This is a genomic window from Thermomonas sp. LB-4, assembly GCF_036409385.1.
Taxonomy (GTDB): Bacteria; Pseudomonadota; Gammaproteobacteria; order Xanthomonadales; family Xanthomonadaceae; genus Thermomonas.
The window spans coordinates 1-16,241 of sequence record NZ_JAXOFT010000022.1; the positions used below are offsets into that span (position 1 = coordinate 1).

Consider the following 16,241-nt stretch of genomic DNA (forward strand, 5'->3'; position numbering starts at 1 on the left):
CTTCTTCCTCAAGATCCGCGCCGCATTCCCCGGAGTTGGGAGATGAACCGAAAAATACCCACCCATCAATGAGAACAATTCTCATTGATATCTTATAATGCCTGTGTCGCCTCTCCCGAGAACCCGCCCGGTGCCCGCTATTTCCCCCGTGTCCACCCGGCAGCAACGCCGCGGCTACTGGCTGCGCACCCTGCATCAGTGGCACTGGATCAGCGCGGCGACCTGCCTGGTCGGCATGCTGCTGTTCGCGGTCACGGGCATCACGCTCAACCACGCGGCCCAACTTGAAGCCAAGCCGCAGGTCACCCACGTCAACGACACCCTGCCCGCCACGCTGTTGAAGACGCTGCCGGCGCGCAGCGAAGGCAATGCACCACTACCCGCGCGGCTGGACGACTGGCTGCGCGAGAAGCACGGCCTGGTCACCGCCGGGCGCGAGGCGGAATGGTCGGAGGACGAGATCTACCTGTCGATGCCCGGCCCCGGCCGCGACGCCTGGCTCAGCATCCAGAAGGCCGACGGCGCGCTGGAGTACGAGCGCACCACGCGCGGCACCCTGGCCTGGCTGAACGACCTGCACAAGGGCCGCAACACGGGTACCGCCTGGGCGTGGTTCATCGACATCTTCGCCCTGGCCTGCATCGTGTTCACCCTCACCGGCCTGTGCCTGCTCTGGCTGCATGGCCGCCAACGTCGCGCCACCTGGCCGCTGGTGGCACTGGGCCTGTTGCTGCCGCTGTTGCTGGCCCTTCTTTTCATCCACTGATCCGACCACAAGGCGAATCCCATGCGCGTCACCGTTTCCCTCGCCCTCGGCAGCCTGCTCGTCGTCCCGGCGGCAGCGCAGGCCGCCGACCTGTCGCTGAACATCGAGATCCCGCGCATCAACGCGGCCGAATACCACCGCCCCTACGTCGCGGCCTGGGTGGAGGGCGCGGATGGCAAAGCCGTCGCCGACCTCGCGGTCTGGTACCAGGACAAGGACACCAAGGAAGGCCACGGCACCAAGTGGCTGCCCGACCTGCGCCAGTGGTGGCGCAAGAGCGGCCGCACGTTGAAGGTGCCGGTCGATGGCATCACCGGCCCGACCCGGCCGGTCGGCAAGCACGCGCTGAGCCTGGATGAAAAACATCCCGCGCTGGCGAAACTGGCACCCGGCAACTACACGCTGGTGGTGGAAGCCGTGCGCGAAGTCGGCGGCCGCGAGCTGTTGAAGATCCCCTTCGATTGGAAGGGCAAGCCCTCCAGCGGCAGCGCGCAGGGCAAGACCGAGCTGGGCAAGGTCACGCTGTCCGCCAAGCCCTGACGCTCCAAAGCCCTCCCCTTCAAGGGGAGGGAGAACAGCCTTCCATTCCGACCTCGGAGAACTCCCATGAAGCGTTCCACCCTTGCCCTCGCCGCCGCCCTCTGCCTGCTGCCGCTGTCCGCGGTCGCGCACAAGCAATGGCTGGTGCCCTCCGCCACCGTGGTCGCCGGCACCGATCCGTGGATCACCATCGACGCCGCCGTATCGAACCAGCTGTACTACCCGGATCACGTGGCGATGCGGCTGGACAGCATCGCCATTACCGCGCCGGACGGCAGCGTGTCGAAGCCGCAGAACCCGGCCACCGGCAAGTACCGCAGCGTGTTCGACGTGCAGCTGGCGCAGCAAGGCACCTACCGCATCGCCAACCTCAGCGGCGGCGTGTCGGCGCGCTGGGACACCCCGGAAAGCCTGGCCGCGGCCAAGGCGGCGAAGGACGGCAAGGCGCCTGCGGACGGCGCCGCGCGCGGCGGCTTCCTGCGCAATGCCACGCCGGAGGATCTCGCCAACAAGATCCCGAAGAACGCACTGAACGTACAGGTCACCGAAGGCGTCGGCCGCGTCGAAACCTTCGTCACCCACGGCGCACCCAGCGCCATCGCGGCTACCGGCAAGGGGCTGGAACTCGCGCCGGTCACCCATCCGAACGACCTGTTCGCCGGCGAGGAAGCCACCTTCAAGCTGCTGGTGGATGGCAAGCCGGCCGCCGGCCTGGAAATCGAGATCATCCGCGGCGGCACCCGCTACCGCAATGCACAGGACGAGCTCAAGGTCACCACCGCCGCTGACGGCAGCTTCAAGGTCACCTGGCCGGACGCCGGCATGTACTGGCTGGAAGCCTCCACCACCGACGCCAGGACCAGCGTGCCGCAGGCCAAGCAGCGCCGCCTGATGTACGTGGCCACGCTGGAAGTGCTGCCGCAGTGATCCCTGCTTTTCCTTCTCCCTCCGGGAGAAGGTGCCCGCAGGGCGGATGAGGGTGCGGCGATACGTTGAACAATCCCGTGCTCCGCACCCTCACCCCACCCCCTCTCCCCACGGGAGAGGGGCTTCACCCCACGATCCGATGACTGCATCTCCTCCCCCCACCCTCGCCCTGCACACCCTCGGTGGCGACACCATGGGCACCTTGTGGAGCGTGCGGCTGGCCGCCGCGCGCGAGGCTGACCTGCGCGGGCTGCACGCCGGCATCGAAACGCGGCTGGCGCTGGTGGTGCGACAGATGAGTACCTGGGAAACCGACTCCGACATCAGCCGCTACAACCGCGCCGAGGCCGGCCAGTGGCTGCCGGTTCCGCCCGAGTTCGCACAGGTGCTGGCCGGTGCACTGGCCATCGCCGAGGCCAGCGAGGGGGCGTTCGACCCCAGCGTCGGCACGCTGGTCGGCCTCTGGGGATTCGGCCCGAACTCGCACGCCGGCGTCCCCGATGCCGAGGCGCTACGCGATGCCCGCAAGCACGCCGGCTGGCGGCGCATCGGCCTCGACCGCGACGCCCTCCGCGTCCTGCAGCCCGGCGACGTGCAGCTGGATCTTTCCGCCATCGCCAAAGGCTATGCGGTGGACCTGGTGGCGGCGTATCTGCGCGAAGCCGGTATCGGCAGCGCGCTGGTCGAAGTGGGCGGGGAACTCGCCGGCTTCGGCCGCAAACCGGACGGCGAGCCATGGCGGGTGCTGGTCGAAGCCGGCCCCGAAGAAGACGACCATCGCCTGGACGCGCGCGTGCTCGACCTCGATGGCATCGCCGTTGCCACCTCGGGCGATCGCTGGCACCACTACACCCGCAATGGCCGCCGGTATACCCACACCATCGATCCGCGCAGCGGCGCGCCGGTGGCGCATGCACCCGCCGCGGTCAGCGTGATCGCCAGCGACGCCATGCATGCCGACGGTTGGGCCACCGCGCTTGGCGTGCTCGGTACCGACGCCGGCCACGCGCTGGCGCTGCGGCTGGGGCTGGCCGCACGCTTCCTTTGGCGCGACGACGACGGTATGCAAGAGCGCATGACCGACACCTTCCGCGCGCATCTGGCCGCATGAACGGCGTGCCCCCACCCTGGCGCTCTCGCATCGGCAACACGCTGGTGCTGCTGGCATTGGCCGGGTTGGCCATCTGGCTGCCGGGCCTGCAGGGCTCGCCCTGGCCCGCGCTTACGCCGCTGGCACAGCCGCGCTGGATCGCCGGCATCGCCATCCTGCTCTGGCTGCTGCTGTGCCTCGGATTCACCCGGCACGGGCGCAGGCCGCACGCACCTGCGCCATCCATTGCTGCGGCCGCATCGGCATGGCACGTGATCCACGCCAGCCAGACCGGCTTCGCCCTGGAGCTTGCGCAGCGCACGGCAGATAGCCTGCGCGCAGCCGGATGCGATGCGCATCTGCACGACATCGCCAGGCTTGATCCGCGCGGCCTGCGGGGCACCCGCTGCCTGTTCATCGCCAGCACCACCGGCGAAGGCGACCCGCCGGATGGCGCGCTGGGATTTGCGGGTGACGCGATGGCCACGGCCATCGATCTGCACGGCAGCCGCTACGCGGTGCTGGCGCTGGGCGACCGCGGCTACACGCAGTTCTGCGCCTTCGGCCATCAGCTCGATGCCTGGCTGCGTGATAGTGGCGCACAACCGCTGTTCGACCTCGTCGAAGTGGACAATGCCGACCCCGCCGCACTGCGCCACTGGCAACACCAGCTCGGCGTACTCATCGGCCAGACCGACCAGCCCGACTGGAGTCGTCCGCAGTATCAGGCGTGGACGCTGGCCACGCGTCGCCTGCTCAACCCGGGCAGCGTCGGTGGCCCCGCCTTCCATTTGGAGCTGCTGCCACCCTCCGCAACCGACGTCTCGTGGCAGGCCGGGGACATCGCCGAAATCGGCCCGCGCAATCCGCCGCAAGCCGTCGATGCGTTCCTGTCGGCCGCCGGCCTGCCCGCAACAGCCATCGTGGAATGGCAGGACCAGCACATGCCGCTGGCCGAAGCGCTGGCGCGCGCCCATCTGCCGGATCCCGATGCAGCGCGAAGCGGAGATGCCAAGGCGCTAGCGGCCACCCTGAAACCGCTGCCGCACCGCGAATATTCCATTGCGTCGATCCCCGCCGATGGTCGGCTGGAACTGCTGGTACGCCTGATGCAGCGCGATGACGGCACGCCCGGCCTGGGCAGCGGCTGGCTGTGCGCGCATGCCGGCATCGGCGACAACATCGACCTGCGCATCCGCGCCAACCCCAACTTCCATGCGCCCGATGCGTCGCAGCCGCTGATCCTGATCGGCAACGGCACCGGCCTTGCCGGCCTGCGGGCGCACCTGAAAGCTCGTGTACGCATGGGCGCGCACCGCAACTGGCTGCTGTTCGGCGAACGCAGCGCGGCCCATGACGGCTTCCATGCCGAGGAACTCGAGGCATTGCTGGAAGCGGGAAAGCTGACGCAACTCGACCGCGTTTTCTCGCGCGATGGCGGCCCGCATCGTTACGTGCAGGAACTGCTGCACGCCAATGCCCCACGCCTGCGGGAATGGTTGGACGATGGCGGCACGATCCTGGTCAGTGGCAGCCTGCAGGGCATGGCATCGGGCGTGGACGTGGCGTTGACCGAACTTTTGGGGACGGAAGCGGTATCCCGCCTGCGTCAATGCGGACGCTACCGGCGCGACGTGTATTGAAGTGCCGGCCTGGCCAGCCCTCGCGCCGCTGTCCGGTTGCGCAGGCAGCGGCGCCCGGGCCGCTTGGGCAAGGCATGAAACCAAGCCGTCATACCCTGCGGCGGCGAAGCGCAAGCAAGAGGCTGCGACCAGCAGGGAACAGAAAAAGAGGTGCGGCACATCCCTGTGCCGCAGCGACGTCAATTCCTTTGACGCCGCCTTTGACCTTGAAAGTCCCCAGGGGATGAGGGTTGATCAAAGCCGCCTGGCTTTGATCAGACCTCGCCCTGCTCTACAACCCGCGCCAGCAGGAGTTCGCCGGCCCCATCCAGCGCAAACCGTGTGCGTACACGATGGCCGCGAAGGATCGCGGTGTCGCCAGGCGCCATGACGCCGGGCCCGGCTTGACCGGGAAAATGCGCCTGCCCGGCCAGCAGATGCGCCACCCAGGTTTACCCCGGGTCGGCAAACAGCACCATCGCCCCGGCCAGCGGCCGCCGCCAGAGCTGGACGTCGGCATGACCGCGCTTCCACATCAGGTTGAAGTCACGGCTGGGGCCGTCGACCAGTTGTCCCACCAGCGGGCGCTCGCCGGCGAACCGCTGCATCCCGCAAGGCGGCAACAGATCGCGCACTTCGCCATCGTCGAAACGCAGGCGCATGCCCTCGCCTTCCAGCAGCACCAGCGCGCGCTCCACGCCCGGAAATGTCGAAAAGGGGGCGTCGGTTTCCACTTCCGCGAGAGACACCCGCCAATTCCAGTCGTCGGCATCCGGGCACCGGAAGACTTCCGAGGTCCACCCCGCACCGTTCTTCCAGCGCATGCGCCGGTAGTCCTGCGCGCGCAGGACCGTGGTTGCCGGCGCCGTCGCCATTCCCGTCATCGCCGCAGTATCGCCGGCCAGCGAAGGGCCGACGACGACGCGTTCTGCATTCATCGGCGCACGACCCGCTGCGGCGCCACCTTCCGGATCGGGACATTCGCAGTCTTCGGCGCAACCCGCGGCGCGCCCACCACGATCCGGTCGCGATTCCTCTCCACGGTCTTCAACCCTATGCCCTTGACCAGCGCCAGCTGCTCGGCGCTGCGGAACGCGCCATTGGACTTGCGGTAGTCGACGATCGCCTGGGCCTTGGCAGGACCGACGTTCACCAACACGCGGTCGATGGTGCCGGCATCGGCGGTATTGATGTTGACGGTCTCGCCGGCAATGGCGGCGCCAGCAAAGGCGAAGCACAGGACCAGCGGGGCAAGCAGATTGGTCAGCGACTTGATGTTCATGGCGTGGTTCCTCCGGTTGGGATCTGGGCCGGGCCACGTTGCGTGATCCGGTGCCTGCAGATTGCCCACCGCGACAGGGACAGCCTATCGGCCGCCGTCCCGGCGCGCGTCGGGATTACCACCCGGTTCTGGGTAGGAAAAGTCTGATCCGATGCGCCTGCGACGTCGCCACGGGGGATGCTTTTTCGCGCGGCGCTACAATGGCCCCTTCAGATCAATGCCCGGAGACAGGCACGCCATGCACACCGCCCCCTTCGACGCCAACCGGATCCGCGACTTCGTCGGGGCCAAGTGGGATGCCGAAATCGTCCCGCAGCTGGTCGACTACATCCGCATCCCCAACAAGTCGCCGATGTTCGACGCCGACTGGGTGCAGAACGGCCACATGGATCGCGCGGTGGCGCTGATGGAGGCCTGGGCGAAGGCGCAGGCCATCCCCGGCATGCAGCTGGAAGTGGTGCGGCTGGAAGGCCGCACGCCGCTGATCTTCATCGACATCCCCGCCGCCAACGGCGGCCGCAACGACGACTGCGTGCTGCTCTACGGCCATCTCGACAAGCAGCCGGAAATGACCGGCTGGGACGAGGGCAAGGGCCCGTGGGAGCCGGTGCTGGAGGGCGACCGCCTGTACGGCCGCGGCGGTGCCGACGACGGTTACGCGATCTTCGGCTCGCTGACCGCGGTGATGGCGCTGCAGGCGCAGGGCGTGGCCCATGCGCGCTGCGTGGTGCTGATCGAGGCCTGCGAGGAGTCCGGCAGCTACGACCTGCCCTTCTACGTGGACCACCTGGCCGAGCGCATCGGCAAGCCCTCGCTGGTGGTGTGTCTGGACTCCGGCTGCGGCAATTACGAACAGCTGTGGTGCACCACCTCGCTGCGCGGCCTGGCCGGCGGCAACCTCACGGTCAAGGTGCTCAGCGAAGGCGTGCATTCGGGCGATGCGTCAGGCATCGTGCCGTCGAGCTTCCGCATCATCCGCGACCTGCTCTCCCGCATCGAGGACGAGGACACCGGCCGCGTGCTGATCGAGGGCATGCACGTGGACATCCCGGCCGAGCGCCGCGCGCAGGCCGCCAAGGTGGCCGAAGTGCTGGGCGACGAGGTGTTCGACAAGTTCCCGTTCCTGCCGGGCATGACGCCGATGGGCAGTGACCGTACGGAACTGGTGCTCAACCGCACCTGGCGGCCGGCGCTGTCCATCACCGGCGTGGACGGCATTCCCCCGCTGGCCTCGGCCGGCAACGTGCTGCGCCCGCACACCGCACTGAAACTCAGCCTGCGCCTGCCCCCCACCCTCGACGGCAAGCGCGGCGGTGAACTGCTGCAGGAAGCCCTGCTGAAGGACCCGCCCTACGGCGCAGAGGTCAGCCTGAAGCTGGAAAAGGCGAGCACCGGCTGGAACGCGCCGGCGCTGGCCCCGTGGCTGGAAGCGGCCATCGACCAGTCCAGCCAGGAGTTCTTCGGCAAGCCCGCCATGTACATGGGCGAAGGCGGCACCATCCCCTTCATGGGCATGCTGGGCGAGAAGTTCCCCGGCGCGCAGTTCATGATCACCGGCGTGCTGGGTCCGCATTCCAACGCCCACGGCCCCAACGAGTTCCTGCACATCCCGATGGGCAAGGCGGTAACCGCCTGCGTGGCCCGCGTGATGGCGGAGCACAATGCGGCCAGCCTGCGGGGGGAGACCACGGGCGTGGGGGCGGCGGCCGGCAATTCTTATGCGGATACGCCGGGCGGGTGCTGCTGAAGCGGGCAGACCACACTGAATCCGCTCACATGTGCGGGCGCTATCAAATGCCATTATAATGACCATTGTCATTCCAATGAATGGACAATGGATAAAATAATGTCTATTGCGCTAGCCACCCCCGCGGAAATCCTGCGCGCACTCGGTCAGCGCTTGCGCGCACAGCGCCTTGCCCAGGAACTGGCACAACGCGATCTTGCGCAGATGGCAGGGCTGTCGCTGGGAGCCGTGCGTAAATTGGAGCAGGACGGGCAATCGTCGCTGGACACCCTTGTCCGCGTCACCCAAGCACTGGGGCTGACGGAGGAACTGGAACCTCTGTTCAAGCTCAGACGCCATTCCATTGCCCAGATGGAACAGGCTGCCGCCACCCACCAGCGGCAGCGCGCTCCGAAGCGGAGCACGCCATGAAATCACTGGCCGTGCACTACTGCGGCTGGGGCGAGGACTGGCCGCTTGGCCGCTTGGCGGATGACGGCAAAACCCTGTTGTTTGAATATTCGCCGGAGGCCCTAGCTCAAGGGCTGGAGCTTTCGCCCCTGCGCCTGAAGCTGCAGGCAGCAGCTTACGGCGGCTTCCCTTCTTTCCAGCACCGCCTGCCCGGCCTGATCGCCGACAGCCTGCCCGATGGCTGGGGCATGCTGCTGATGGATCGCTTGTTTCGTCAGCAGGGCATCCGCCATCCCGGCCCGCTGGATCGCCTGGCCTTCATCGGCGACCGCGCGATGGGCGCGCTGCGCTTCGTGCCAGCCCAGGACATCGACGCCCCGGAGCCGGACTGGACGCTGCTGGCATTGGCACAGGAAAGTGCCCGCGCCCTGGCCGGCGATGCGGGCGTCGCCCTGCGCGAACTGGCGCTGACCGGGGGCTCCCCGCAGGGCGCACGCCCCAAGGCGCTGGTGCACTACGACGCGGCCTCGGGCCATGTCAGCACACGATCCGACGGCTTGGGCACGCCGTGGCTGGTGAAGTTTCCGACGCAGGACGAGCACAAGGAAGTTTGCGCCATCGAGCAGCTCTACGCCGAGCTTGCGCGCGACTGCGGGCTGGAAATGCCCGCAAGCGCGCTGTTCGACCTGTCGCCGGAATCAGCAGCCTTTGGCGTGGCGAGGTTCGACCGCGAACAAGGCCAGCGCGTCCCCGTGCACAGCCTGGCAGGACTGCTCCAGATCGATTTCCGGCTTCCGGGCGCGACCGACTACACCACCTTCCTGCGCGCCACCCGTCTGCTGACCCGCGACCAGCGCGAAGTGGACAAGGCGTTTGCCCGCGCCGTCTTCAACGTGCTGTTCCACAACCGCGACGACCACCCGAAAAACTTCGGCTGGCGCCTGGGCCGTGACCGCCGCTGGCGGCTGGCTCCCGCCTTCGACCTGACGTACAGCGAAGGCCCGATGGGGCAACACCATATGGATGTCTGTGGAGAAGGCGCGGCAGTGCAGCGTGGGCACCTGATGCAATTGGCGGAGGAAGGCGGCGTGGCAAAAGCCACTGCGGCAGCCTCGATCGAACGAATGCTGGAACAAGCGTCCGGATTCTTACGCCGGGCCTCGGCATTCCAGATCCGCCGGGAAACCGTGCATGACATGTCGGCCGCCATCGCGGAATGCAGGCGGCTGATGGCGTGGTGAGGGCCGGGGACGGCCGGAACAAATTGTCATCATCCCCAAGGTGGAACTGACGACAATACCGCGCTTTCCGGATTCGCCTCGGCCAGTGCGCCTGCGCGAACGACAAACCCGCCTTCCGGCGGGTTTGCTTTCAAAAAATCAGTCAATTCACCAACAACCAGCCGCCGCCGGGCACGTAGACCCATTCGAACACTTGGTACCCGCTTGGTTGACCGTCAAGTTGCCGCAGGAATCCCCGCTTTGTGCGCCTTGCGGCGAAGCGGTGATGGTGTAGGTCTTGGCCGCCAGATTGCCGACTGCAAACGAATAGAACTCCCGCGCCTTAGGCTCGCAAATGGATGCCAGCGTTGCTGCGGAAGGCGTGCCGGTCGCGTTGTAGGCCATCGACGTCGTATAGAACCGCTCCATCTGCTGCGCCGCGGCCAGGGCGCACGCGGCACCCGCGGTGCGCCGGACCTTACGCATGTGTTCGTTGTAGGACGGCAGCGCGATGCTGGCGAGGATGCCGATGATGGCTACCACCACCAACAGCTCGATCAGGGTGAAGCCGCTGGCTTTCGTACCACGCACGGAAAACTCCTTGGTCAACCTTGTCATGGTGCTCAGTCCTTCCTGATTTCACGCCAGGAGACAGGGCTCCACACCTTGCCAACGATACCGCCTGAACCGGGCTTCTCGCCTGCATTAGTGCCACCCACGATCAACTTGCCATCCAGGAAGATCGGCAACGTCGGCATGCCTACGCCGAAGTTCACCGAGCCAACCGGCACGCCTCCAATGCTCTGGTCCGTAGTATCCCCGTCCTTGTCCAGATCGAAGAAGGACTTGCCTGCGCTGGTACCCGTGAATGCATCCAGAGCATTGATGTAGCCGGAACCGGAGGCTTCGCAGGCATCGCCTTCCGGAATCATGCTGGCGGTGACCAGGATGTTCGATACCAGCTGCGCATCCTGCACGATCCGCTCGCCCTTGCCCGGCAGATCCAGATACCAGCCGTCATAGGTCGCCAGATCAAGATCCGCCTTGGCCTCGAAGGTACGCACCGGATAACCGTCCTGGGTCGCACCCGTATTGCCGATGGCGCGCTTCTTCAGCTTCGTATAGGTCACCGTGGAGCCCGTATCCACGATGCCGTACATGCCCTGCATGTTCGGTGTCTTGTCATCGGCTTCCGTGGTGGTCATGTAGCTGCCGGTACCGAAGAACACCCAGCGCTTGTAGGTCCTGGGATCGGTAGCCACCGTCACGCCGCCGGTGATCGGCTGGACAGCGCCGGTACCACCCGCAGACTTGGCAGTGAACATCTTGCTCACCGTCCAGCTGGCAGGCGAAGCGGCGCTCATGTCGAACTTCCAGACATTGCCCAAGCGGTCGCCGGCATAGGCATAAGCCAGTGTCCGGCCGTCCTTGCCCAGAATGCCGGTGGGAGCAGACAGGCCATTGGGAGCAGCGGCGCTTCCGGCACCGGTATCCAGTTTCTTGATAATGGCCCCTGTAGCCGCGTTGATGACATACAACACCGCCTTGTTGTCGGTGCTGTTGACGCCATTACCCACGATGGCGGCCACGGTACCACCACCCACGCGAGCAAGGATCGGACGCCCGGTCACCAGCCCCATATCGGCGTCGCTGCCGCCCAGCTCCCAAGTCACATTGCCGGTGCCGAACGAAGCGGGATCGGTCACATCCAGACCGAACAGGCCCTTGCCACCGCGCCCCATGGCCCCCACCAGATAGTTCTTGTTGGGGGTCAGCTTGCGGTTGGTCACCACCACCGGCCCGTCCACGAACCACTTGTGGGTGTAATCGCCACGGCTGAGCTGGCTGAGATCGCCAAGATTCACCAAACCCGGCACATAGGCGAACTGCTCCACGCCCGTATCGGCGTTGAACGCATGCAGCATGCCATCGTTGGCACCCACGTACAGCGTTTTGGTGTCCTCGACATAGGCGGGGGACGAATTGACGATATCACCCAGCACCGTGCTGGCGCGGTTGCGCAACAATCCACCATTGCGCTCCTCCAAGGCACCGTCACCCTTGATATAGGCGGCGTTCTCGGCACCAGTCACCGGATAATCCACAGGACCACCTGGCCTCGCCAACGACGACACCTGCGAGGAAGTGGGGAAGGTATCACCCGAGGCACCGTTGAAAGTAAACACCTTGCGGCTCGCTGGAGCCGGCACCGTTGCGGACCAGGCGAGCACGGACGGCTCGCTGTTGGCATCGAGCGTCCACGCCTTCACCGCGCCGGTCCACAGGCCGGATACGTAGCTGGCGTTGAACACCTTGCCACCAGTCTTGATGGAGGCGGCGTTGGTGGCGACGTTGGAGAACGAGCTGGTGCGCTGGGCGATGGCCGCCAACGCCTTGGCCAGGCCGCTCGTGAACTCCTTTGGGTTGCTGGCAGAAACAAAGGAGCCACGACCGTTGAGTGCCGCATGCAGCAGATCATCGACGTTTGCGGCGCGGTCGTCGCCCGGCTGCGGCCAGGTCGGGTTGGCCGGTACGTCGTCGACACTGGACCAGCCCATCGACGTCTTCAGGCCGATAGAAATTCCGAAGGTGACCATGTGCTGCCAGAACGCAGGGTCCGCATCCGTAGTAGGAACGTTGTTCGAGAGGTCGCGCAAATCGTTTTTCCAATAATACATCGCCACGTCAGCCAATGTATTGGAGTCCGCCCCGGCATACGGCGCCACCGGACTATATTGATAGGTTTCGCCCTTGGATCCTGTGATCTTGCTTCCGGCTGTATTATCGGCGTTTCCGACCGAGGAACCGGCGCCGTTCCAATAACCGTCGGTGGTCAGAATCGAAAAATTCTGTCGGCAAGAATATTGATTGGAGCCGGATTCCGGCCCATAAGGGCCAGAACTCGACGCATCCTCGAAATACTTGCCGGCATTCTCGAGGACAGAGCGCAGCGGCGTGCCGCTGTTGGCGCTGGCCGCAAACAGCCTGCGATACCACGTCGTCCGACTTGTCGTCGCCGGCGTGACATTGTCGACGAACCGACCGTCATTTCCATCACTGACCGGGATGTCGAAGTTCGTGCTTCCGTTCTGATGAAGGCTCCGGTAACCAACGCGAACCTTATTGCCCAACGGCCGGAAAGCCTCAGCGGCGCCGGCTTTCGCCGCCTTGATGCGGGTCCGGTGGAATGAATACCAGGTCGCGAAGTTTTGCTTCTCATCCGCCACGGAGCGACCCGTGGGCGTAGCAGGGGTGCAATCGATCCACCCCCAGCTACCCGCACTTAAACCGTCGCAACTATTGGTGCGGCTCCACGTGCCCCACAGATTATAGTCCGCGTCGCTCTTTGTATTATTCCAGCGCTTCGCGATCACCGTGTAACCACCAGACTTCGCAGAATTGACAGTGCAGGAATTGGTCTGGCCTGCGTTCACCTGGCCAGAGCAAATAAGAGCGGTATCGGGACCGTACATCCAATACAGAACACTACGCGAGCTGCTTGGGGACTTGATGAAAACCTCGAGGGCGTCGCCAGCCGCATATCCTGATACTGCATGCGTGTTGGTATCCTGGAAATATACCGTGCCACTCGATGGCGATACACCCAGATTGCCGGAAGAGGCAACGACCTGCCCGTAGACGCCACGAAGAATTACGTCAGTGCCGGCCAGAATTTGATAGCGATAGTAGTTATCCACGCTTGAAAGGTAAGCAACGCCAGACTTGGTCGTATCCTTCGGAGCGTAGAAGGTCTGCGTCTTGTCGGAAAGGTTTCTGCTTCCACCAGAACTGCCGTTCCCGTCATTACTTACATAGTTGTCGCTGCTGTAGGCAGAGGTGAATCCCGTGCCACCGCTGAGGCGATTGCCACTTGCCCCCATCCAGGGCTGATAAGTTACGGTAGGGTTATAATACAGCGAGTTCGTAACGTAATTCTGCTCGTACATGGCAGAATTACCGGTACTCTCGCTGCTTATGCTGGTACCGGTCTTGATGCCGTCTTGGTCCGGCCCGTCCTTGAAGTTACCCGAACCGGTGATCTGCGAGATATCTTGGCTATTCATATTGCGCCAAGCCATCGACCCAGAATCATCCAGGATGAACAGGATATTCGGTGCAACCTTGTTGCCCGTCGTCAGCGGCTCGTCGGGAATGGTGATGCCGGCGCTGACGGGCAACGCCAGCAGGGTGGCCAGGCAAGCTGCAGGCGTTACCCACCAAGGCTGCGTGGCGACGGAATTCTTGCGGACTTGAAGGACTCGTGTCTTCATGGCTGCGCTCACAGCTTGGGATTGCGGTAGATGACGTCAGTTTGCAGAACCACCAGCGCGCGGCCGGTGGAATTACTGCGCGCGGTGATGCGGAACATCGGCCCACGGTTGGTGGTTTCCGAGCCTGGGATCACGCCCGTGGTTTCCATGGCGGTGGTGTTCTCACCCAGATATTCGATCCAGTATTGCGTGGCGACCCCGCGCAAGGTGGGCCCGTTTTGCCAGAGGACTGCTCCAGCTGGGGTCCATTTGCCACACACGATTTCTCCCGCGGGGCAAGTTTCATCGGGGGGCACGGTGGTGCGCCACTTCGGTGCGCCGGCGAGAGCCGCCCGCCCCGCATTCAACGCCGCCTCCACCGCCTGGGTGGCCAAGCTGCGATCGCGCAGATTGGCGCTCATCCGTTCCTGCAAGGCGGAGCTGCGCAGCACCGCCACGCCAAGCACGGACATGACGACAAGCAACAACAAGACCACCAACAGCGAAATGCCCTGCTGCCGGCGCTTGGCCGAAAGGGATTGGAAGCGGCTCATAGGGTGCGGTTCCTGATGCTCACGGCAGAGGCCACATTGCGGTTCACGACGTCATTCTCACCAGGCGTCTTGGAAGGCATCACCGCGCGCATGGGCATGTACATGCGCACGGCATCGACATACTGGAAATTGCTTGGCGCGGCGACGTAGGTGTTGGGGTTGCCGTTGGCGAACTGGTGGTATGTCAGGCCCATGCTCTGGACGCCGTTGGCCACTTCCTGGTCTCCGCCGCCGTTGCGGTTGACATACAGCGAGTTGCCGGTGGCGCCACCATTGGCCTTCACCAGCCACTGATTGCTGCGGTAACGTGCGATCGAAATGCTGGCGGCATCGCCATAATCGGTCAGCGAGGGATCGAACTCCAGTTGCGCCGTGAAGGTGACGGTCTGCCCGGAAATGGAGGCGATTTCGGCAAACCCGGTCATGGCCGCATTGCAGACCATCACCTTGTCACCCACCTTGAAGATATCGGTTGCGTTGGGTGCGCTTTCCACCAGCTGCACGGAAGACTTCGACGCTGTCTTGACACGGTAGGAAATGTCATCGGCCGAGATGGTGGTGAGCTGGGTCGCACTACCGGACAGCGGGGCCTTGAACGCATTGCTCATGCTGTCCGAACCAAGCACCGACGCCTCGGCGGAACAGGCTGAACTGCCGGTGGAGCGCACATCCTTTGACAGCAGTTCATAGGCCACGCGCGCATTTTCCTGCACGCGGTTCTGCCCGTCATTGGCATTGAAGGTACGAAGATTGGATTGGAACACCGCCACTGCGGCCCCCAGCACCAGCAAGCCCAATATCATGGCGACCATCAACTCGATCAGGCCGAAACCCGACTGCCTTGAGCGGCTCATATGCTGGCCTCCGTAACCACCGTCCGCGTTGCCCCACCACCGGCGCGGCTGTCATCCCATTGCACCGTGACGGTATAAATACCGCCCGCCGCGCTGATGCTGCCGCAGGTGGTGGTGTCAGTGGCAGCACCGGTGCCAATGGTGTCCTTGAGCCGCGTCACCCAGTTGTTGAGGTCATTACCGGCCAACGACGTTCCTGCCGCAGGCACCGTGCCGCAGGCGGCAATGCCGTTGTAGACATAGCCGGCGGCATTGGCGCGATTGGCGCGCATCGCTTCAATGATGGAATTGGCTGCCATCACCGCCTGGCTGCTTTCCAGCGAGCCTTGCCCGCCGCGCAGCGCCAACGCCTGCATGGCCGCCACGCCCAGCATCCCAACGGCCAATACCAGGACGGCCACCAATACCTCGATCAGGCTCATGCCGCGAACATCACGCGGGGAGGATGTCGATTTCATGCGGGGTTTCATTAGCAAGCCACCTTCTTCACCGATACCACGCCACTGATCTGGACACAGACATAACGCGCCTCACTGGACACCGTGACCTGGAACTGCTGCGCGCTGTCGGCCAAGCCGGTAGACCTGAACTGGATACCGGCGGCGGGGCCACTGACCTGCACGCCGCCCGGCATCGCGATCTCACGCACCAATTCGATGGTGGCTGCGTTGGCTGGATCCTGCCAATACACCACGAACCGGCCTGCCGATGCCGCGCAGGTGGTTCCGGAAGCGGCAGCGCAGGCTGTGATGCGCTGGTTGCGGCGCACCGCTTCCGACCGTGCCAACTGCAGGGCGGCGGTGATTTCCTCGGACTGCCCCCTGACCCGACTGTTGTTGATCATTCCGGTCATGCTGGGCACGGCAATCACCGCCAAAATGCCAAGCACGGCCACGGTCACCATCAGCTCCACGAGGGTGAAACCGCGTGCCCTGGCGGGCCATCGACAGGCGTATTGGTGCTGCAAAGTGGCGTCCTCCCTTTTCTGCATGTCCACCC

15 protein-coding genes and 1 pseudogene are annotated in these 16,241 nt (G+C 64.9%); 8 read left to right on the plus strand and 8 right to left on the minus strand.

From position 1 onward, the window contains the following. Positions 1-97: 97 nt before the first annotated feature. The 5 genes from SPK54_RS11375 (at position 98) to SPK54_RS11395 (ending at position 4,966) form a co-directional block, all read left to right on the plus strand. On the plus strand, positions 98-766 hold the full coding sequence (locus SPK54_RS11375; protein WP_330948017.1) for a PepSY-associated TM helix domain-containing protein: 669 nt from the start codon (positions 98-100) through the stop codon (positions 764-766). A 21-nt stretch (positions 767-787) separates the two neighbouring features. Beyond that, positions 788-1,306: a DUF2271 domain-containing protein gene (locus tag SPK54_RS11380; RefSeq protein ID WP_330948018.1), complete on the plus strand. Its 519-nt coding sequence runs from the start codon at positions 788-790 to the stop codon at positions 1,304-1,306. Positions 1,307-1,372: 66 nt separating this feature from the next. Continuing rightward, positions 1,373-2,233: a DUF4198 domain-containing protein gene (locus tag SPK54_RS11385; RefSeq protein ID WP_330948019.1), complete on the plus strand. Its 861-nt coding sequence runs from the start codon at positions 1,373-1,375 to the stop codon at positions 2,231-2,233. A 139-nt stretch (positions 2,234-2,372) separates the two neighbouring features. Continuing rightward, on the plus strand, positions 2,373-3,344 hold the full coding sequence (locus SPK54_RS11390; RefSeq protein WP_330948020.1) for an FAD:protein FMN transferase: 972 nt from the start codon (positions 2,373-2,375) through the stop codon (positions 3,342-3,344). Then, the gene (locus SPK54_RS11395; RefSeq protein ID WP_330948021.1) at positions 3,341-4,966 is read left to right on the plus strand and encodes a sulfite reductase subunit alpha; all 1,626 of its coding nucleotides are present in this window, start codon (positions 3,341-3,343) and stop codon (positions 4,964-4,966) included. Before SPK54_RS11390 ends, SPK54_RS11395 begins: the two co-directional genes overlap by 4 nt. Before the next feature lie 254 nt (positions 4,967-5,220). Here the strand turns inward: SPK54_RS11395 and SPK54_RS11400 are convergent. Further along, positions 5,221-5,820, minus strand: a pseudogene (locus SPK54_RS11400) (HutD family protein). Positions 5,821-5,879: 59 nt separating this feature from the next. Next, on the minus strand, positions 5,880-6,227 hold the full coding sequence (locus SPK54_RS11405) for a ComEA family DNA-binding protein (RefSeq protein ID WP_330948022.1): 348 nt from the start codon (positions 6,225-6,227) through the stop codon (positions 5,880-5,882). Positions 6,228-6,465: 238 nt separating this feature from the next. On the opposite strand from SPK54_RS11405, the gene SPK54_RS11410 reads away from it, so the two are divergent. The 3 genes from SPK54_RS11410 to SPK54_RS11420 all read left to right on the plus strand — a co-directional run bounded on the left by SPK54_RS11410 (position 6,466) and on the right by SPK54_RS11420 (position 9,605). After that, positions 6,466-7,974, plus strand: a complete 1,509-nt coding sequence (locus SPK54_RS11410; RefSeq protein ID WP_330948023.1) for a M20 family metallopeptidase — start codon at positions 6,466-6,468, stop codon at positions 7,972-7,974. Positions 7,975-8,061: 87 nt separating this feature from the next. Next, complete coding sequence (locus tag SPK54_RS11415) at positions 8,062-8,385, plus strand: helix-turn-helix transcriptional regulator (RefSeq protein WP_330948024.1); 324 nt, start codon at positions 8,062-8,064, stop codon at positions 8,383-8,385. Then, positions 8,382-9,605, plus strand: coding sequence for a type II toxin-antitoxin system HipA family toxin (locus SPK54_RS11420; protein ID WP_330948025.1), 1,224 nt, complete (start codon positions 8,382-8,384; stop codon positions 9,603-9,605). The genes SPK54_RS11415 and SPK54_RS11420 overlap by 4 nt, the downstream gene beginning before the upstream one ends. A gap of 147 nt (positions 9,606-9,752) precedes the next feature. Here the strand turns inward: SPK54_RS11420 and SPK54_RS11425 are convergent, their stop codons facing one another. The 6 genes from SPK54_RS11425 to SPK54_RS11450 are packed head-to-tail and all read right to left on the minus strand — an operon-like array spanning position 9,753 to position 16,143. Then, positions 9,753-10,202: a type IV pilin protein gene (locus SPK54_RS11425; protein WP_330948026.1), complete on the minus strand. Its 450-nt coding sequence runs from the start codon at positions 10,200-10,202 to the stop codon at positions 9,753-9,755. A gap of 5 nt (positions 10,203-10,207) precedes the next feature. Beyond that, the gene (locus tag SPK54_RS11430; protein WP_330948027.1) at positions 10,208-13,855 is read right to left on the minus strand and encodes a PilC/PilY family type IV pilus protein; all 3,648 of its coding nucleotides are present in this window, start codon (positions 13,853-13,855) and stop codon (positions 10,208-10,210) included. Between the two features lie 8 nt (positions 13,856-13,863). Beyond that, positions 13,864-14,388: a PilX N-terminal domain-containing pilus assembly protein gene (locus SPK54_RS11435; protein WP_330948028.1), complete on the minus strand. Its 525-nt coding sequence runs from the start codon at positions 14,386-14,388 to the stop codon at positions 13,864-13,866. Beyond that, a complete protein-coding gene (locus tag SPK54_RS11440; RefSeq protein ID WP_330948029.1) occupies positions 14,385-15,242 on the minus strand; it encodes a prepilin-type N-terminal cleavage/methylation domain-containing protein in 858 nt (285 codons plus the stop codon). The genes SPK54_RS11435 and SPK54_RS11440 overlap by 4 nt, the downstream gene beginning before the upstream one ends. Beyond that, positions 15,239-15,664: a type IV pilus modification protein PilV gene (gene pilV / locus SPK54_RS11445; protein ID WP_330948030.1), complete on the minus strand. Its 426-nt coding sequence runs from the start codon at positions 15,662-15,664 to the stop codon at positions 15,239-15,241. The genes SPK54_RS11440 and pilV overlap by 4 nt, the downstream gene beginning before the upstream one ends. A gap of 47 nt (positions 15,665-15,711) precedes the next feature. After that, entirely contained in the window at positions 15,712-16,143 is a 432-nt protein-coding gene (locus SPK54_RS11450; protein ID WP_330948031.1) for a GspH/FimT family pseudopilin, read from the minus strand. Positions 16,144-16,241: the final 98 nt, after the last annotated feature.